Origin of the sequence: Variovorax sp. Root434 (assembly GCF_001426595.1) — a bacterium.
Taxonomy (GTDB): Bacteria; Pseudomonadota; Gammaproteobacteria; order Burkholderiales; family Burkholderiaceae_C; genus Variovorax.
Window position 1 is genome coordinate 84,471 of sequence record NZ_LMEK01000009.1, and the last position, 17,177, is coordinate 101,647.

At 67.0% G+C, this 17,177-nt stretch carries 17 protein-coding genes; 8 read left to right on the top strand and 9 right to left on the bottom strand.

Annotated elements, in window-relative coordinates:
* Nucleotides 1-18: 18 nt before the first annotated feature.
* A complete protein-coding gene (locus ASD05_RS09855) occupies nt 19-1,611 on the bottom strand; it encodes an esterase/lipase family protein (RefSeq protein WP_056591079.1) in 1,593 nt (530 codons plus the stop codon).
* Nucleotides 1,612-1,971: 360 nt separating this feature from the next.
* On the opposite strand from ASD05_RS09855, the gene ASD05_RS09860 reads away from it, so the two are divergent.
* Entirely contained in the window at nt 1,972-3,093 is a 1,122-nt protein-coding gene (locus tag ASD05_RS09860) for an MBL fold metallo-hydrolase (protein ID WP_056591083.1), read from the top strand.
* Between the two features lie 24 nt (nt 3,094-3,117).
* Here the strand turns inward: ASD05_RS09860 and ASD05_RS09865 are convergent, their stop codons facing one another.
* From ASD05_RS09865 to ASD05_RS09885, 5 genes are all read right to left on the bottom strand, one after another.
* Nucleotides 3,118-3,309 (bottom strand): hypothetical protein, encoded by a 192-nt coding sequence (locus ASD05_RS09865; protein ID WP_007835650.1) that lies wholly within the window; start codon nt 3,307-3,309, stop codon nt 3,118-3,120.
* On the bottom strand, nt 3,309-5,720 hold the full coding sequence (parC, locus tag ASD05_RS09870; protein ID WP_056591091.1) for a DNA topoisomerase IV subunit A: 2,412 nt from the start codon (nt 5,718-5,720) through the stop codon (nt 3,309-3,311). The genes ASD05_RS09865 and parC overlap by 1 nt, the downstream gene beginning before the upstream one ends.
* A 73-nt stretch (nt 5,721-5,793) precedes the next feature.
* The gene (locus tag ASD05_RS09875) at nt 5,794-6,711 is read right to left on the bottom strand and encodes a lytic transglycosylase domain-containing protein (protein WP_056591094.1); all 918 of its coding nucleotides are present in this window, start codon (nt 6,709-6,711) and stop codon (nt 5,794-5,796) included.
* 14 nt (nt 6,712-6,725) lie between these two features.
* Entirely contained in the window at nt 6,726-8,723 is a 1,998-nt protein-coding gene (locus tag ASD05_RS09880; RefSeq protein WP_056591096.1) for a DNA topoisomerase IV subunit B, read from the bottom strand.
* A 91-nt stretch (nt 8,724-8,814) separates the two neighbouring features.
* Nucleotides 8,815-9,270: a DUF2846 domain-containing protein gene (locus ASD05_RS09885; RefSeq protein ID WP_056591101.1), complete on the bottom strand. Its 456-nt coding sequence runs from the start codon at nt 9,268-9,270 to the stop codon at nt 8,815-8,817.
* Nucleotides 9,271-9,450: 180 nt separating this feature from the next.
* Between ASD05_RS09885 and ASD05_RS09890 the strand changes: the two genes are divergently transcribed.
* The 6 genes from ASD05_RS09890 (at nt 9,451) to ASD05_RS09910 (ending at nt 14,367) form a co-directional block, all read left to right on the top strand.
* Nucleotides 9,451-10,677: an MFS transporter gene (locus ASD05_RS09890; protein WP_056591104.1), complete on the top strand. Its 1,227-nt coding sequence runs from the start codon at nt 9,451-9,453 to the stop codon at nt 10,675-10,677.
* An 18-nt stretch (nt 10,678-10,695) separates the two neighbouring features.
* Complete coding sequence (locus tag ASD05_RS30440) at nt 10,696-10,836, top strand: hypothetical protein (RefSeq protein WP_200936025.1); 141 nt, start codon at nt 10,696-10,698, stop codon at nt 10,834-10,836.
* A gap of 14 nt (nt 10,837-10,850) precedes the next feature.
* The gene (locus ASD05_RS09895) at nt 10,851-11,420 is read left to right on the top strand and encodes a class I SAM-dependent methyltransferase (protein ID WP_056591107.1); all 570 of its coding nucleotides are present in this window, start codon (nt 10,851-10,853) and stop codon (nt 11,418-11,420) included.
* A 78-nt stretch (nt 11,421-11,498) separates the two neighbouring features.
* Nucleotides 11,499-12,389 (top strand): 4-hydroxy-tetrahydrodipicolinate synthase, encoded by an 891-nt coding sequence (dapA, locus tag ASD05_RS09900; RefSeq protein ID WP_082519697.1) that lies wholly within the window; start codon nt 11,499-11,501, stop codon nt 12,387-12,389.
* Nucleotides 12,390-12,505: 116 nt separating this feature from the next.
* Nucleotides 12,506-13,585: an outer membrane protein assembly factor BamC gene (gene bamC, locus ASD05_RS09905; protein ID WP_056591110.1), complete on the top strand. Its 1,080-nt coding sequence runs from the start codon at nt 12,506-12,508 to the stop codon at nt 13,583-13,585.
* A gap of 5 nt (nt 13,586-13,590) precedes the next feature.
* Nucleotides 13,591-14,367 carry an MBL fold metallo-hydrolase gene (locus ASD05_RS09910; RefSeq protein ID WP_056591116.1) on the top strand — a complete coding sequence of 259 codons (777 nt, stop codon included), beginning with the start codon at nt 13,591-13,593 and terminating at the stop codon, nt 14,365-14,367.
* Between the two features lie 78 nt (nt 14,368-14,445).
* Here ASD05_RS09910 and ASD05_RS09915 read toward each other — a convergent pair whose 3' ends face one another.
* The 3 genes from ASD05_RS09915 to ASD05_RS09925 form a co-directional block, all read right to left on the bottom strand.
* On the bottom strand, nt 14,446-14,712 hold the full coding sequence (locus tag ASD05_RS09915; RefSeq protein ID WP_056591119.1) for a hypothetical protein: 267 nt from the start codon (nt 14,710-14,712) through the stop codon (nt 14,446-14,448).
* Nucleotides 14,713-14,805: 93 nt separating this feature from the next.
* Entirely contained in the window at nt 14,806-15,309 is a 504-nt protein-coding gene (locus ASD05_RS09920) for a hypothetical protein (RefSeq protein ID WP_056591122.1), read from the bottom strand.
* Nucleotides 15,299-16,441 carry a JmjC domain-containing protein gene (locus ASD05_RS09925; RefSeq protein ID WP_056591125.1) on the bottom strand — a complete coding sequence of 381 codons (1,143 nt, stop codon included), beginning with the start codon at nt 16,439-16,441 and terminating at the stop codon, nt 15,299-15,301. Before ASD05_RS09925 ends, ASD05_RS09920 begins: the two co-directional genes overlap by 11 nt.
* Nucleotides 16,442-16,455: 14 nt before the next feature.
* Here ASD05_RS09925 and ASD05_RS09930 point away from each other — a divergent pair, with 14 nt between their 5' ends.
* The gene (locus ASD05_RS09930) at nt 16,456-16,980 is read left to right on the top strand and encodes an FKBP-type peptidyl-prolyl cis-trans isomerase (protein WP_056591127.1); all 525 of its coding nucleotides are present in this window, start codon (nt 16,456-16,458) and stop codon (nt 16,978-16,980) included.
* Nucleotides 16,981-17,177: the final 197 nt, after the last annotated feature.

Genomic DNA, 17,177 nt, shown 5'->3' on the forward strand with positions numbered 1-17,177 from the left:
CAATCGTAGCCGCCCCCCTCAGTTCCAGGCACTCACTTCGAGCCGTACTTTCCCGCTGATGCCGGGCGCCGCCGGTGCGGCGCCGAGGCTCGACAGCGGCACCATGAACTGCAGCTTGCCGCTGGCCAGTTGCTTCGGGTTCATCGGCAGCGAGGCCTGCCCCGCCGTGTCGGTCTGCCAGCCGTACTTGACGTTCCACTTCTGCGCCGGATCGCCGGGCGCGGGCGGCGCGATCTCGATGACCAGCGTGTCGCGGAACAGCGAGCTGCCTTCGTAGTGGCCGTCGAGCCAGAACTTGTTATTGACCTGGTAGTCGGGCACGCGCACGCCCAGCGTCATGGCATAGGCCAGCGTCGGGCGGTCCTGCTTCACGCGGGCCCTGTTGGCGAGAAACACGGTGGAAAGGTAGATCGACCGGCGATCCGCCTTGGCCGGATCGGTCAGTTCCTTGTGCGTGCGGCAGGCGGGCGAATCTTCCTCGGCCACGCGCCGGCTCAGGTACCAGCGCTTGCCGCGCGGTGCGGCGAGCAGCTCGACCTGGTAGAGCGCATCGACGTCGGCGCCCTTGGGCAGGTCGGGCGGCAGCGTGACGCCCTCGACGTCGAACCACAGGTCGACCCGCACGTCGCCGAACAGGAAGCGCGCGAGGTTCTGGTAGGCCTCTTCGGAGTTGACGATGCCGAAGAAGCCCGAGTGCGAACGGTAGGTGTAGGCGGTGGCCACCGGCTGCGTCTTGCCCGCCGCGTCGGAGGCCCAGAGCGAGGCGTTCTCGATGCGCACCAGCCCGTCGCTGCCGTGGCCCGCGAACATGCGCGACAGGCCCTTGGCGCTTTCATAGTCGCCGCGGTTGGTGCCGACCATGCAGAAGAAGCGCTCGGCCGGAAAGGCCGTGGCCGGCAGGTAGTCCATGCGGCCGTTGACCGCCGGCGTGGCCATGAACTCCGACATCTTCTCGCGGTTGAAGGTGTTCATCTCGGCCGCCGTGAGCCAGGCCGGCACGTTGATGCCGCCCATGTCGATGCCGTTGTGCGGCGTGGCATAGGTGAACACCTTGTCGACGCACGCACGCGCGGCCGCGTCGCCGAGCTCAGGGTTCTGCAGGAAGGCGCGCACCACCAGGCCGCCCATCGAATGCGCGACGAGGTAGCAGCGGAAATCCGCGGGCGAGGAGCCGGGCCCCTCGCGCAGCGCCACGAGGTCGCGCACGCGCAGGATCAACTGGCTCAGGCCTTGCGCGTACACCTTGATGTCCCTGGCCCGGCCGTCGCCGAGCAGCTCGGAGCCCGAGTCGTAGTAGCGATAGATGATGACCGAGGCCGAGGGAATGCCGTCGACGTCCCTGCCGTTCTCGTCGGGCGAGGGCTTCCAGTCGGGGTCGAGGATGTCCAGGCCGTTCTGGTAGACGCTCTGGTACTGGAAGTCGGCCAGCAGCCGCACCATGGGCGACTCGAAGACGAACTTCCGCGCCGGCGCCTCCTTCTTGACGGTGGCGCGATACACCGTGGAGCCGATGTTGAAACCGCAGAACGGATCGGCGGCGGTGTCGTCGCGCTCCGCTTCGGTCATGGCGTAGCCACGCACGTAGATGATGGGATAGCGATTGGTGCTCATGGATCTGCCGCCTCGTTCCTTGGGATCGATGAAGACTTTCAGTTTGCCGAGGGGTGAAGGGGGGCGCCATATCGCGCATGGCATAGGACTGTTCGTTGTTCGGGGCGCGCTCACGCCGGCGGTGCACCGGCAGCGTGCCCTCGTGCGCAGGGCACCGGGTGCTCCCCGCAGCGAAATAAAGGAGGAGGCCGAAGGCCGGGGGACATTCGCGGAGGGGAGTACCCGGTGGCCTGTGCACGCGCCCCGGACAAGCGCCCCAGATACCCCCGCTCCCCAAATGTTTCTACGGCTGAAACCATTGAAACGCGCATCGTCGCTAGTCTCGCGCCATCCGACAAACACAATCCAGAAGGCACTCCCATGGCTGACGATTCAGGTTCGCAGGGCTCCTACCTGCCTCAGCTGCTGCGCCGCGGCACCGCATTGGCGGCCGCTGGCTGCGCGTTCGTGGCGGGCTGCGGCGCCGCCGGCGGTGGCGAAACGCGCTACGACAACTCGCCGCAGTTCCGCGACGGCGGCTTCCACAACATGGCCAACCCCGACCTGCCGGCCCAGGCCAGCGCATGGCGCATCTGGTCGCGCTTCGTCGTGGGCAGCAAGGTCGACACCGTGCCGATCGATGCGATCCCCGTGCAGGCGCTGGACCGCAGCGCGCTCGATGCGCTCGACACCAAGGCCAACCACGTGGTGCGCCTAGGCCACTCGTCGCATCTGCTGAAGCTGCGCGGCAAGTACTGGCTGATCGACCCCGTGTTCAGCGACCGTGCATCGCCGGTGCAGTGGGCCGGACCGAAGCGCTTTCACCAGCCGCCGATCGCGCTCGAACAGCTGCCGCCGATCGAGGGCGTGATCCTTTCGCACGACCACTACGACCACCTCGACGTGGCGACCATCGAGTACCTCTCGAAGAGCGTGCGGCACTACTTCGTGCCGCTCGGCGTGCGCGCGCGGCTCGCCGTGATGGGCGTGCCAGCCGAGCGCGTGAGCGAGCTCGACTGGTGGCAAAGCGGCGAACACGACGGCGTGAAGCTCACCGCCACGCCTGCGCAGCATTTCTCGGGCCGCACGCTGGGCGACCGCGACCGCACGCTGTGGGCCTCATGGGTGGTGCAGAGCGGCGAGCAGCGCCTGTTCTACAGCGGGGACTCGGGCTACTTCCCCGGCTTCAAGCAGATCGGCGAGCGCTTCGGCGGCTTCGACATCGCGCTGATGGAAAACGGCGCCTACGACAGCATGTGGCCCGCCGTGCACATGACGCCCGAGCAAAGCGTGCAGGCCTTCGAGGACCTGCGCGGCAAGGTGTTCTTCTCGGTGCACAACAGCACCTTCGACCTCTCCTTCCACACCTGGCACGACCCGCTGGACCGCATCGCGAACCTCACCGAAGCGAAGAAGATCGAACTGGCGACGCCGGTGATCGGGGAGGTGGTGACGGTGGGGCAGGCGCGCACGAATGTGCGCTGGTGGACCGGCCTGCGCTGACCGGCCCTGCTGCTCGTTACCGATCTACTCGCCGCGCTCCTTGCGCTCCCGCGCCCGCCGCACCTGCCGCGTCTCGTTCGCCTGCGAAGCGATGCGGTCCTTCTCGCGCTTCTTCGCCGCCCGCTTCTCGCGCATGCGCCGGCCCAGCACATAGCTGCCGAAGCCGGTGACCACGGCAATGAAGATCCCGATGACGCTGATGTCGATGCCGCCCATCACTGCACCCGCACGATGCTCGACGGCTTGAAGCCGAGATCGGCAGCCTTGCCCTTGCGCGCGCGGCTGCCGCGGGCGTTGTTGAGCGTGCGGATTTCCAGCGTTTCATCGCGCTCCTTGCCGCCGCGCCCGATGCCCTCGATCTTCACGCTGCGCGTGTAGGCGGCGGCGCCGGCCAGGGTGTCCTTGGCCTCGAGGTCGATCAGCGTGAGGCCGCGCCCCCCCTTCGGCAGGCTCTTGAGCTCGGCGATGTCGAAGGTCAGGATGCGGCCGCCGGTCGAGGCGCAGGCCACGTGCGTGGCGGCAGGCATCGGCTCGGCGCCGCTCGCGCCGCCCACCAGCGACGGACGGCACAGCTGCTCGCCCTCGCCCACGTCGATGAAGGCCTTGCCGCCGCGCTGGCGCGACATCATGTTCTCGACCGTGGCGATGAAGCCGTAGCCACCGGTGTTGGCAAGCAGCAGACTGGCGCCGACGGGGCCGGCAAAGAAATGCGTGACGTGCGTGCCGGCATCGAGCTCGATGAGCGTGGTGACCGGCTGGCCGTCGCCGCGCGCACCGGGCAGCGAGGACACGGGCACGGTGTAGACGCGCACGCTCTTATCCTTGGCACTGCCGAAGACCAGCAGCGTGTCCACGCTGCGGCATTCGAAGGCTCCGTAGAGCGAGTCGCCGGACTTGAAGCTGTATTCGGGCGCTGCGCCCTTCTCTCCGTTCGCACCGTTGCCCGCGGCCTTCTCGCTCGCCCAGCCCTTCTGCGCGCGGACCCAGCCCTTCTGCGACACGATGACGGTGACGGGCTCATCGACCACCTTCACCTCGGCCACGGCGCGCTTCTCGGCCTGGATGAGCGTGCGGCGCACGTCCTCGAAGGTCTTGGCGTCGGCCTCGATTTCCTTCACGAGCAGGCGGCGCAATGCGGTCGGGCTGCCGAGGATGTCTTCGAGCTTCTTCTGCTCGTCGCGCAGGCCCGAGAGCTCCTGCTCGATCTTGATGGCTTCGAGCCGCGCAAGTTGGCGCAGGCGAATTTCAAGGATGTCCTCGGCCTGCCGTTCGCTGAGGTTGAAACGCGCAATGAGCGCCGCTTTCGGGTCTTCCGCCGCGCGGATGATCGCGATCACCTCGTCGATGTTCAGCAGCACCAGCTGCCGGCCTTCGAGGATGTGGATGCGTTCCAGCACCTTGTTGAGCCGGTGCCGTGAGCGCTTCTCGACGGTGACCTCGCGGAACGCGATCCACTCGTTGAGCATCTGGCGCAGCGACTTCTGCGTGGGCTTGCCGTCGATGCCGACCATCGTCAGGTTGATCGGCGACGAGGTCTCGAGCGAGGTCTGCGCGAGCAGCGTGGTGATGAACTCGTCCTGGCTGATGCGCGAGGTCTTGGGCTCGAACACCAGGCGCACGGCCGCGTCCTTGCTGGACTCGTCGCGCACCACGTCGAGCACCGACAGCATCGCGGCCTTGAGCTGCGTCTGGTCGGCGCTCAGCGCCTTCTTGCCGGTCTTGACCTTGGGGTTGGTGATTTCCTCGATCTCTTCGAGCACCTTCTGCGTGCTGACGCCCGGCGGCAGTTCGTTGACCACCAACTGCCATTGGCCCCGCGCAAGGTCTTCGATCTTCCAGCGCGCACGCACCTTGAGCGAGCCGCGGCCGGTGCGGTAGGCATCGGCGATGTCGCTCGCGCTGCTGATGATCTGCGCGCCGCCCGGGTAGTCGGGGCCGGGCACGATGCCGAAGAGTTCCTCCTCGCTGAGCTTGCCGTTCGACTTGATCAGCGCCACGCAGGCGTCGGCAATCTCGCGCAGGTTGTGGCTCGGGATCTCGGTGGCGAGGCCAACCGCGATGCCGCTGGCGCCATTGAGCAGCGTGAACGGCAGCCGCGCGGGCAGCAGGCGCGGCTCTTCGGTGCTGCCGTCGTAGTTGGGAATGAAGTCGACCGTGCCTTCATCGATCTCGTCGAGCAGCAGGCTGGTGATGCGCGCCAGGCGCGCTTCGGTGTAGCGCATGGCCGCGGCGCCGTCGCCGTCGCGGCTGCCGAAGTTGCCCTGGCCGTCGACCAGCGGATAGCGCTGCGAAAAATCTTGCGCCATGCGCACCAGCGCGTCGTACGCGGCCTGGTCGCTGTGCGGATGGAAGCGGCCGAGCACGTCGCCGACCACGCGCGCGCTCTTCACGGGCTTGGCACCCACGGTGCCGTTGGTGCCGCCGAAGCCCAGGCCCATGCGCGACATCGAGTACAGGATGCGGCGCTGCACCGGCTTCTGCCCGTCGGACACATCGGGCAGCGCGCGACCCTTGACCACGCTGAGCGCGTATTCGAGGTAGGCGGTCTGGGCGTAGTCGGCGAGGGTCAGGGTCGTGTCACCGTCGGTGGGACCCTGGAGATCGAGCGGAGGTTGGGAGTCGTCCATGAATGAGAGGGAAAGAAAAACAGTTTGTGGTCGCGAGGACGGAGCTTCGACGGTACTTGGCAGTCCCCGGAAGTCAGGACAGCGGGGACGGCGGCGCGGTGGCGCCCGGCTCGGCCGCGCCGGTCGGCGCGTCGGGCAGTTCGGGTATCGCCGGCGCGCTGCGCGGCGATTCGGAGGGCATGTTGCCGCGGCCGATCGCGCCGCCCTTGGGCACCGCCATTTCCATGCGGATGCGCCCCGGCATCCTGCCGCCGCCACTGCCACCCCGAAGATTGCCGCCCACCGTCACTGCCGAAGGCTTCAGGTACGCATACAGCTGCAGCACGGTCTGCACATAGTTCTGCGTTTCCTTGTAGTTCGGGATCTTGTTGCCCGCACGCTGCACCGCACCCTCGCCTGCGTTGTAGGCAGCCAGCGCCAATTCGATCTGCCCCGGGAACATCGCGATCAGGTCGCGCAGGTAGCGTGAGCCGGCGGCGATGTTGATGCGCGGGTCGAACAGCTTCTTCTCGATGGTCGCGCGCTTGTCGGCCGACACGCCATAACGCTGAGCCGTCGCGGGCATCAACTGCATGAGACCCATGGCGCCCTTGGGCGAGACGGCCTGCGCGTCGAAGCCCGACTCGGTCGCGACCAGGGCCTGGAGCAGTTCGTAGTCGATGTCGTGCTTGTTCGATGCGTCGCGCAGCGCGGACTTGGCGGTCTTGTAGCCGGGCGAGGCCTCGAACATGGCCAGCAGCGACTGCGACGCGGCCGGCACCTTGCCGTCGACCTTGCGGGCGCCGCGGCCCAGCGGAGAGAGGCCCTGCGCCGTGTCGAAGCTCTGGCCGCCACGGAAGAAGACCTGGTAGCGCTCGTCGACTTTCTCGGCAGCGAAATGCGCGACGCCCTTGCTGTCGACGTAGCCGTAGATGTCAGCGGCGTGCGCCGCCTCCTGCTGCATGCACAGCAGGAAGGCCGAAAGCAACAACGAACGCTTGAAAGCTGGCATGCGTGGTGGAGGAATCAGACGTCGATATCGACATCGTCGGCCCGCAACTCCATGAGTTCGCGCCGCGCTGCCGCTTCGCCCTTGCCCATGAGCTTGGTGATCTCGCCCTGGGTGGCCGTGAAGTCGAACCTCCCCAATTGGACCTGCATCAGGCGCCGGGTGTCTGGATTGAGCGTGGTTTCCCACAATTGTTCCGCGCTCATTTCGCCCAGACCCTTGAAGCGGCTGATGCTCCAGGCGCCTTCGCGAACGCCGTCTTTACGCAATTTGTCGAGCGTGGCGGTCAGTTCGCCCTCGTCCAGCGCATAAACCTTGGAGGCCGGCTTCTTGCCGCGCGCAGGTGCGTCGACCCGAAACAATGGCGGCTTCGCGACATACACGTGGCCGGCTTCGATCAATTTCGGGAAGTGCCGGAAGAACAAGGTGAGCAACAGCACCTGGATGTGCGAGCCGTCCACGTCGGCATCGCTCAGGATGCAGATCTTGCCGTAGCGCAGGCCGCTCATGTCGGGCGTGTCGGCGGGGCCGTGCGGGTCGACGCCCACGGCCACCGAGATGTCATGGATTTCGGTGTTGGCGAAGAGCCGGTCGCGCTCGACTTCCCAGGTGTTGAGCACCTTGCCGCGCAGGGGCAGGATCGCCTGGCTTTCCTTGTCGCGGCCCATCTTGGCGCTGCCGCCGGCGGAGTCGCCCTCGACCAGGAAGACTTCGTTGTGGCTGATGTCCTTGCTTTCGCAATCGGTCAGCTTGCCGGGCAGCACGGCCACGCCGGAGCCCTTGCGCTTCTCGACCTTCTGGCCGGCGCGCTGGCGCGTCTGCGCGGCCTTGATGGCCAGTTCGGCGAGCTTGCGGCCATAGTCGACGTGCTGGTTGAGCCACAGTTCGAGTGCGGGACGCACGAAGCTCGACACCAGGCGCACGGCGTCGCGCGAGTTCAGGCGCTCCTTGATCTGCCCCTGGAATTGCGGATCGAGCACCTTGGCGCTCAGCACGTACGAGGCGCGCGCGAACACGTCTTCGGGCAGCAGCTTCACGCCCTTGGGCAGCAGCGAGTGCAGCTCGATGAAGCCCTTGACCGCGGTGAACAGGCCATCGCGCAGGCCGCTTTCGTGCGTGCCGCCGGCGCTGGTGGGAATCAGGTTGACGTAGCTCTCGCGCACCGGCTGGCCGTCTTCGGTGAAGGCCACGCACCAGTCGGCGCCCTCGCCTTCGGCGAAGTTGTCGGCGTTCTTGTCGGCATGGCCGCTGCCTTCGAACAGCGGAATGACGGGGTCGCCGTTGAGCGTCTGCATGAGGTAGTCGCTCAGGCCGCCCTTGTAGAGCCACTGCTGGGTTTCCTTGGTCTTCTCATTGACGAGCGTGACGCTCACACCGGGCATCAGCACGGCCTTGCTGCGCAGCAGGTGCGTGAGTTCGCCCATGGGCAGCACCGCGGTCTCGAAATACTTGGCGTCAGGCCAGGCGCGCACGGTGGTGCCCTGGCGGCGCTCGCCGGCTTCGAGCTTGCGGATTTCGAGCGCCTCGATCACATCGCCGGCGCTGAAGGCCAGCTTGGCGACGGAGCCTTCGCGGTGCGAGGTGACTTCGAGCCGCTTGGACAGCGCATTGGTCACCGACACGCCCACGCCATGCAGGCCGCCCGAGAAGCTGTAGGCACCGCCCGAGCTCTTGTCGAACTTGCCGCCCGCGTGCAGCCGGGTGTACACGAGCTCGATCACGGGCGCTTTTTCTTCGGGGTGCAGGCCGAACGGAATGCCCCGGCCATCGTCTTCGATGCTGGCCGAGCCGTCGGCATGCAGCGTGACCTTGATCTTCTTGCCGTAGCCCGCCAGCGCCTCGTCGGCGGCGTTGTCGAGCACTTCCTGGATGATGTGCAGCGGGTTGTCGGTGCGGGTGTACATGCCCGGGCGCTGCTTCACGGGCTCGAGGCCCTTGAGCACGCGGATGGAGCCTTCCGAGTAGCCGGACGATGCGGACGCTGAACTGGGGGGAGTCTTGAGGGGAGTCGCCATGGGGGCGGATTGTAGTCAGTCGCCACCAAATGACTGGATACCCATACAGGAACCTTCGGCCGGAAGCCGAAGGTTTGCACGATGACCGGACTTACTTGTTGATGATGGCCTGGCCGGTATAGGCCAGCGAGGCGAGTTCGTGCGTGGCCTTTTCGGCCGGCTCGAGGTCGAGAACGATACTGCCGATCACCAGGCCGAACGATGGCGACATGCGCACGTATTTGGTTTCGCCCGCTTCCAGGGGTATGCCGAGCGTCTTCCCGGCGTCGGTCGTGGTCGCGGCCAGGTAGGTGCCGGCCGGACGGTCTACGTAGAAGAAACCACCGGACTTCGATGCGCCCACCACCACCTTGTTGAGGCGGATGAGGGGCTGCAGTGCCGAACCGTAGGGTGTCGCGGCGCGGAAGAAGTAGATGCGGCCCTCGCCTGATTTCACGGCGGGAATGGTGCCGGCCATGTCCTGGTGCTTGACGCCGGTGCTGGCGCAGCCTGCGGCGAGGATCGTCAGCACCGCGAGCGCGGCGAACTTCAGGGCGGTTCTTCTCATTGTCTGGATTCCTTGTGGGGAAGTGCGCTGGAAGACAAATGTAACGAATCACACACAAGGGTTTGCGAGGCCCTCACCGGTTTTGATGCGCCGATCGCATCAAAGCCGCCTCGATAAATCATCAATGCCGTCGGCCACCCTGCCGCCTGCCGAAGCCCGCATGTCGCTACATTCGACGCGATGCAAGCCCCAGCCCCCGCCCTCTCCATCAAGCAAGTCCTGTTCTGCGGGGCCATGATCGTCACGCTGTCGATGGGCATCCGCCACGGCTTCGGGCTCTGGCTGCAGCCGATCACGCAGGCGCAGGACTGGAGCCGGCAGACCTTCTCGTTCGCGCTGGCGGTCCAGAATCTTTCATGGGGCATCTTCGGGGTGTTCGCTGGCATGCTGGCCGACCGCTTCGGCGCGTTCCGGGTGCTGATCGGCGGCTCGGTGTTCTATGCGCTGGGGCTGCTCGGCATGGCGCATTCGCCAACGCCGCTGCTCTTCACGCTGAGCGCGGGCGTGCTGATCGGCGCGGCGCAGGCGGGCTCGACCTATGCGGTGATCTACGGCGTGATCGGCCGGCAGATTCCGGCCGAACGGCGATCGTGGGCGATGGGCGTTGCGGCGGCGGCCGGCTCCTTCGGGCAGTTCCTGATGGCGCCCATCGAGGGGCGATTGATCGGCCACCTCGGCTGGCAGACGGCGCTTGCCGTGGTGGCGGTGCTGGTGCTGGTGATCATCCCGATGGCCTTCGGACTGCGCGAACCGAAGACGTCCGCGCTGGCCGGGCACCGCGAACAATCGGTGCTGCAGGCGGTAGGCGAGGCTTTCCGCTATCCGAGCTTCGGGCTGCTGATGGCGGGGTACTTCGTCTGCGGCTTCCAGCTTGCGTTCATCGGCATCCACATGCCGACCTACCTGCGCGACCGGAGCCTGCCGGCCGAAGTGGCGGGCTATGCGCTGGCGCTGATCGGGCTGTTCAACGTTTTCGGCACCTACACGGTGGGGCTGCTGGGGCAGAAGCTGGCGAAGCGCAAGATCCTGGCGGCGATCTATTTCGCGCGGGCCGTGTCGATCGCGCTGTTCCTGCTGGTGCCGATCTCGCCGCTCAGCGTGTATGTGTTCTCGGCGGCGATGGGCTTCCTGTGGCTGTCCACCGTGCCTGCGACCAACGCGATCGTGGCGGGCATCTTCGGCGTGGCGCACCTGTCGATGCTCAGCGGCTTCGTGTTCCTGAGCCACCAGGTGGGCTCATTCCTGGGCGTGTGGCTCGGCGGCTACCTGTACGACACCACGGGCAGCTACGACATCGTCTGGTACATCGCCATCGCGCTGGGCGTGTTCGCGGCGCTGATCAACCTGCCGGTGAAGGAAAGCGCCATCTCGCGCTCGTCGCCACAGCCGCTGGGGGCCGCGGGCTGATTGCGTATAAACACGGTCATGACTTCGCAAATGCGCCACCACATCGTCCACGCGGGCTGGCTGGCCGCCGCGCTGGCAGTGCTGGGCGGCGTGTTCGCGCTTTACGTGCACCCGGACTTCCTCGTGACGCTGGTCGACCAGATCTGGTCCTGCTTCTGAGGCCCGCCCCCGCCATGAAAGATGCCGCACCGATGCACGGCCTGTCCGCGCCTTCCGAATGGATCGTCCGCTGGTCGCACCTGCTCGCGCCCGGCGCCACGGTGCTCGACGTGGCCTGCGGCGCCGGACGGCACATGCAGTGGTTCGCGGGCCGCGGGCATCCGGCCACCGGCGTCGACCGCTCGCCTGAAGCCGTAGCGGCGGCCGGCGCCTTCGGCCGCACCGTCGCGGCGGACATCGAGTCGGGCCCCTGGCCCTTCCCCGGCCAGGCCTTTGGCGCCGTGATCGTCACCAACTACCTCTGGCGGCCACGCATGGCCGACATCGTGGCCGCGGTGGCGCCGGGCGGCGTGCTGCTCTACGAAACCTTTGCGGCGGGCAACGAGACCGTCGGCAAGCCCTCGCGCCCCGACTTCCTGCTGCAGCCCGGCGAACTGCTGGCGGCCTGCACCGGGCTGCGCGTAGTGGCCTACGAGGACGGCTTCATTTCCGAACCGGCGCGCTTCGTGCAGCGCATTGCCGCCATCCGCCCCGCTGGCACCGACGCCGGCCAGCCGCCCCGGCACCTCCTTGCGGGAAACTGAGGGGGCCGGGGCGGCTGTCTTGCGGCACGCCGGAGTAAGTAGAATCGGCACTTTCGTCCACCGACAAAGAGATTCCCCTTGGAGCAACTGACAGGCAGCATCGTCGCGCTCGTCACGCCGATGCACGACGACGGCAGTGTCGACTACCCCGCCCTGCGGCGGCTCATCGATTGGCACATCGAAGAAGGCACCGACTGCCTCGGCGTGGTCGGCACCACCGGCGAATCGCCGACGGTCGATGTCGAAGAGCACTGCGAAATCATCCGTGTTTCGGTCGAGCAGGCCCGGGGCCGCGTGCCCGTGATGGCCGGCTGCGGCGCGAACTCGACCAAGGAAGCCATCGAGCTCGCCAGGTTCGCCAAGGGCGTGGGCGCCGATTCGCAGCTCCAGGTCGTGCCGTACTACAACAAGCCCACGCAAGAGGGCCAGTACCAGCACTTCAAGGCCATCGCCGAAGCCGTGGGTGACCTGCCCGTCGTGCTCTACAACGTGCCCGGCCGCACCGTCGCCGATATGGCGCACGACACCGTGCTGCGACTGGCGCAGGTGCCCGGCATCATCGGCATCAAGGAAGCCACCGGCAACATCGAACGCGCCCAGTGGCTCATTCGCGACCTGCCGAAGAGCTTTGCCGTCTATTCCGGAGACGACCCGACCGCGGTCGCACTCATGCTCTGCGGCGGCCAGGGCAACATCAGCGTCACGGCCAACGTCGCGCCGCGCAAGATGCACGAACTGTGCGTGGCTGCACTGGCGGGCGACGTCAAGCGCGCCATGCAGATCCAGTTCGAGCTGATGCCGCTGCACCGCAACCTGTTCGTCGAGCCCAACCCGATCCCGCTGAAGTGGGCCATGGCCCGGCTCGGCCTGTGCGGCGGCACGCTGCGGCTGCCGCTCACCGAACTCGGCGAAGCGAGCCGCCCCGCAGTCGAAGGCGCTCTGCGCGCCACCGGCCTGCTGAAGGGCTGAGCACTCTTTCCCCTGGCCGCAGCAAGGTTAAGCAACCTTTTGCCCGAACCGTGCTCTGAGATGGCGGGCACTGCGGCCCCTAGATTGACCGAACCATTCCAACAAGGAAGACGACGTTGAAGAACCTTTCGCGACTTGCACTGCTGGCCCTCGTTGCCAGCCTCGCCGCCTGCTCCGTCCTCGAGAGCGACAAGATCGACTACAAGAGTGCAGGCAAGGCCCCGACGCTCGAAGTCCCACCCGATCTCTCCCAACTCTCGCGCGACAACCGCTACGCCATCCCCGGCGGCGCCGTGACCGCCAATGCCTACCAGGCCGGCATCGCCAACGCCCCGGGCGTGCCCACCGCCGTGAGCAACCTCGGCGACGTGCGCATGGAGCGCTCGGGCACGCAGCGCTGGATCGTCGTCAACCGTACGCCCGACCAGCTGTGGGACCCGGTGAAGGACTTCTGGCAGGAAAGCGGCTTCCTGCTGACCACCGACCAGCGCAACCTGGGCATCATGGAAACCGACTGGGCCGAGAACCGCGCCAAGCTGCCGCAGGACATCATCCGCGGCACGCTGGGCAAGCTGGTCGACTCGGTCTACTCGACCGGCGAACTCGACCGCTTCCGCACCCGCCTGGAACGCACGCCCAACGGCACCGAGATCTTCATCAGCCACCGCGGCATGCAGGAGGTCTACAACAACTCGCGCCAGGACCAGACCGTGTGGCAGCCCCGCCCCAGCGATCCTGAACTCGAGACCGAATTCCTGCGCCGCCTGATGGTCAAGCTCGGCGTCTCGCAAGAGCAGTCGAAGATCCTGGCCGCCACCACCGCGCCGACCAAGACCGCCACCGTCGCCAAGGTCGGCAACCAGCCGGTCGTGCAGATCAGCGAAGGCTTCGAGCGCGCATGGCGCCGCGTCGGCCTCGCGCTCGACCGCACCGGCTTCACCGTGGAAGACCGCGACCGCAGCGCCGGCCTGTACTACGTGCGCTACGTGACCCCGAACCCCGACAAGAAGGAGCCGGGCTTCTTCGGCAAGCTGTTCAGCAGCTCGCCCAAGGACGAAGCACCGATCAAGTTCCGCATCTCGGTCAAGGGACAGGGCGAAGCCACGACGGTGTCCGTGCTCGACGCAGCCGGTGCACCTGAAACCTCGGCCAACGCCGAACGCATCGTCAAGGTCATTGCAGACGACCTGAAGTAACCCGCATGCTCCGCTTCCGAAGCCTCGGCAGCGGCAGCACGGGCAACGCCGCGCTGGTCGAAGCGACCAGCGCCGGCCGAACCTCCCGCCTCCTGATCGACTGCGGTTTCGGCCTCAAGCAGCTCGATCTGCGGCTGGCCCAGGCAGGCCTTGCGGCCAGCGACATCGATGCGATCTTCGTCACGCACGAGCACGGCGACCACATCGGCTGCGCCCATTCGCTGTCGCGGCGCAACCGCATTCCCGTCTGGATGAGCGAAGGCACGTGGCTCGCCACCGCCGGGCGCGATTTCGAGGGCCTGCTGAACCTGGCGCGCGACGACGCGCAGTTCGAGGTCGGCGACATCTGCGTGCAGCCCTTCACCGTGCCCCACGATGCGCGCGAGCCCCTGCAGCTTCGCTGCACCGACGGCAACCGCACGCTGGGCGTATTGACCGATCTGGGCCACGCCACGGCCCATGTGCTGGCCCGCCTGAGCGGCGTGCATGCGCTGCTGCTGGAGTTCAACCACGACAGCGAGCTGCTGGCGAATTCGGCCTATCCGCCCTTTCTCAAGCACCGTGTCGGCGGCAACTACGGCCACCTGTCGAACACAGCCGCCGCAGAGATTGCGCGCGCGGTGCTGCACGACGGCCTGCGCCATGTGGTCGCGGCGCACCTGAGCGAGCAGAACAACCGGCCCGACATCGTGCGCCGCCTGATGGCCGAGGCCCTCGGCGGCAACGAGGCCGAGATGCTCACCGCCACGGCATCGCAGGGCTCGCCCTGGCTCGACGTGTGAGCCGCGTGGTCCTCACGCTCTCCTAAGAAAAAAAAGCCGCCTCATGGCGGCTTTCATCACGGGGTGCCGAGGCCTTGCCTATTGCTTCGGCGCTTCATTCTTCTTCGCTGCCTCGGTGGCTGCGTTTGCGGCATCGAGCGCGGACGATGCGCCGGGAGTCGGCGTTGCCGCGCCAGATGCGGCCGGATCGGTGGCAGGCGCAGGGGCCGGAGCGGGCGCGGGTTCGGTCACGGGCGCAGGAGGCGGCGTCACGACAGCCGGCGCGGCATCCTCCTTCTTTCCGCAGGCGACGAGCGCGGCAGCGGCAATCAGCGAGGCGACCAGGACGGACGATGACTTCTTCATGGAAACTCCTTTGGCAATGAAGGCTGGAACTAAAAAATTCTAGACCCGCCTCCCTGTCCAAATATGTCTCGCAGCCGCATTCGCGGCATTGGCTTACAAGCCCAATGTCGATGCCGGAAACGCCGGCCGCGCGATGCGCCAGCATTCGTCGATCGACTCGCGCAAGGCGCGGCGGGCGGGCGCATCGGTGCCGCTCACGCCGCGGCTGCGTTCGGGGTCGATGCGATGCACGAACCAGGTGGGCGTCCAGATGGCACTGGGCACTTCGGAGCCCGCGGCCTTGCCCGTCGCGCGGCATTCGATGATGTGGTCCCACATGCGGCGCCACGGCACGAAGCGCGCGTGGCCGCGTTCGAGAACATCGAAGCGCTGCGCGAGCAGCACGAAGCGGCGCCCGCTCGCCGACCAGGCCTGCAGCGCCTCGATGCTCGCGCGCTCGCCCAGCGGCCAGTCGGCAAAGTCGGGGTCGCTGAAGACGATCTCCTTCCAGCCCTCGCGCGCGGCGGCCGACAGTGCGGCGCGCAGGATCGCATCGAAGGCTTCGCGGCCATCGAAGCGGCCTTCGCTCAGCGGCGCTGCAGCGTGGTCATTCGGCATGAAGCCAGCCTGCCTCGCACCATTCGCCGAGCAACGCCAGCGCACCTTCGCTGGCACGGGCCAGTTCGCGGGAGCCCAGCGCGCGCCGGTCGGCAAGGCGGCGCATCAGCGTGGCGTCGGCCCCGCCGGCGCGAAAGCTCTCGCCGTTGATGTAGATGTGCCGCGTGTCGTAGAGCATGCGCGTACGGCGGTCGAGTGCCACGCGCTGCATTGCATCGGGGGCCTCGCCGCCTTCGCTGAACCAGACGTTGGCCTTGGGCTCGGTGAGCGATTCGCCGAGTGCGCGGTCGACGGCGTCGGCATCGCGCAGCGCGGCCTCCACGGCCTTGCGCGCGAAGCCCTGCAATGCGGCGGGCATCTGCGCGGGTGCATCGACTGCCGGCTGCATCGGGTCGCGGTAGCGCGCCAGCTCGGCAGGCCCCGCATCTTCCAGGTCTTCGGCGTACGCCTGCGCCATGCGCGCCAGCAGGTCGGCGCCGAGTTCACCCAATGCGGACGAACGCAGGCCGATGGAACAGGTCATGCAGTCGTCGCCCACGGCCACGCCGTCGTGGGCATAGCGCGGCGGCAGGTACAGCATGTCGCCGGGCTCGAGCACGAAGGTCTGCTCGGGTTCGAAGTTCTCGAGGATCTTGAGCGGCACGCCCGGCTGCAGGCGCAGGTCGCTCTGCTTGCCGATGGACCAGCGGCGGCGCCCCTGCGCCTGCAGCAGAAACACGTCGTAGCTGTCGAAATGCGCGCCGACGCCGCCGGTATCGCTGGCGTAGCTGATCATCAGGTCGTCGAGGCGCGCGTCAGGCAGGAAGCGAAACTGCTGCAACAGTTCGTGTACGCCTTCGTGATGCAGGTCGACGCCCTGCACCAGCAGCGTCCAGGCTGGCTGCTTCAACGGCGGCAAGGCACGCCGGGCCAGCGGCCCATGCTTGAGCGACCAGCCGGCCTTGCCATGCCGGATGAGCCGCGATTCGACCTCCTCGCGTTCGGCCAGCGCGAACAACGCAGCACGTTCGATCGGTGGCACCATCGCGGGTATCGCCTGTCGGACGAGCAAGGGTTTTTTCTGCCAGTGCCGCCGCATGAACTGCGCGGCACTCAGGCCGCCAAGCAACGGCAGGGGTTGATTGATCTCCATGGGAGAATTCTGCAATGGAAATCTCTGAACAATGCGTGGTCGGCCTGACCTGGACCATGAAAGACACGCTCGGCGACGTGCTCGACGTGCTCGACGAGCCGGTGGAATTCATGGTCGGCGGCGACGACCTCTTCGACGTGATCGAAGCGGCCCTGCAAGGCCATGAGCCCGGCGCCCGGGTGCAGCTGCAGATCGAACCCGAACAGGGCTTCGGCGACTTCAACGACCAGCTGCTCTTCCTGGAGCCGCGCTCGCTCTTCCCCGAAGGCACGGAAGAAGGCATGACCTTCGACGGCTCCGCCCTTCCCCAGGGCGTGAACAGCGACATTCCGAAAGACGCGATCTACACCGTGGCCGAGATCTATCCGGAGCACCTGGTGCTGGACGGCAACCATCCGCTGGCAGGCATCGCGATCCGGCTCGACATCACGGTCCGCTCTGTGCGCGAGGCCACCGAAGAGGAAGTCGGCCGCGGCTCGGCGGGCACGGGCTTCTTCAAGGTCGCGCCGATGGCGCCGGGCAACCATACGCTGCATTGAGGCTCCGTCAGTCAAAGAAAAAGCCGAGCATGCAGTCTGTGTAAATAGTCGGCGTTGAGTCTGCCTTGAATGCCCTTCAGACGTTGGTCTGGAGGGCATTTTTCATTGGAGAGCGATCAATGGGACATCGGCACGGACAGGACCGGGGGCAGGCGACGCTGTTTCCGCTGATGCTCGATGAGCTGGTGAGCCAGGAC

What these genes read in the sequence shown, in the direction of transcription:
- ASD05_RS09930 (WP_056591127.1), top strand. Translation starts at nt 16,456, where the DNA reads ATGGAAATCTCTGAACAATGCGTGGTCGGCCTGACCTGGACCATGAAA.
- ASD05_RS09920 (WP_056591122.1), bottom strand. Translation starts at nt 15,309, where the DNA reads ATGCCGAATGACCACGCTGCAGCGCCGCTGAGCGAAGGCCGCTTCGAT.
- ASD05_RS09865 (WP_007835650.1), bottom strand. Translation starts at nt 3,309, where the DNA reads ATGGGCGGCATCGACATCAGCGTCATCGGGATCTTCATTGCCGTGGTC.
- ASD05_RS30440 (WP_200936025.1), top strand. Translation starts at nt 10,696, where the DNA reads ATGACTTCGCAAATGCGCCACCACATCGTCCACGCGGGCTGGCTGGCC.
- ASD05_RS09915 (WP_056591119.1), bottom strand. Translation starts at nt 14,712, where the DNA reads ATGAAGAAGTCATCGTCCGTCCTGGTCGCCTCGCTGATTGCCGCTGCC.
- ASD05_RS09910 (WP_056591116.1), top strand. Translation starts at nt 13,591, where the DNA reads ATGCTCCGCTTCCGAAGCCTCGGCAGCGGCAGCACGGGCAACGCCGCG.
- parC (WP_056591091.1), bottom strand. Translation starts at nt 5,720, where the DNA reads ATGGACGACTCCCAACCTCCGCTCGATCTCCAGGGTCCCACCGACGGT.
- ASD05_RS09885 (WP_056591101.1), bottom strand. Translation starts at nt 9,270, where the DNA reads ATGAGAAGAACCGCCCTGAAGTTCGCCGCGCTCGCGGTGCTGACGATC.
- ASD05_RS09855 (WP_056591079.1), bottom strand. Translation starts at nt 1,611, where the DNA reads ATGAGCACCAATCGCTATCCCATCATCTACGTGCGTGGCTACGCCATG.
- ASD05_RS09890 (WP_056591104.1), top strand. Translation starts at nt 9,451, where the DNA reads ATGCAAGCCCCAGCCCCCGCCCTCTCCATCAAGCAAGTCCTGTTCTGC.
- ASD05_RS09925 (WP_056591125.1), bottom strand. Translation starts at nt 16,441, where the DNA reads ATGGAGATCAATCAACCCCTGCCGTTGCTTGGCGGCCTGAGTGCCGCG.
- ASD05_RS09875 (WP_056591094.1), bottom strand. Translation starts at nt 6,711, where the DNA reads ATGCCAGCTTTCAAGCGTTCGTTGTTGCTTTCGGCCTTCCTGCTGTGC.
- ASD05_RS09880 (WP_056591096.1), bottom strand. Translation starts at nt 8,723, where the DNA reads ATGGCGACTCCCCTCAAGACTCCCCCCAGTTCAGCGTCCGCATCGTCC.
- ASD05_RS09895 (WP_056591107.1), top strand. Translation starts at nt 10,851, where the DNA reads ATGAAAGATGCCGCACCGATGCACGGCCTGTCCGCGCCTTCCGAATGG.
- ASD05_RS09860 (WP_056591083.1), top strand. Translation starts at nt 1,972, where the DNA reads ATGGCTGACGATTCAGGTTCGCAGGGCTCCTACCTGCCTCAGCTGCTG.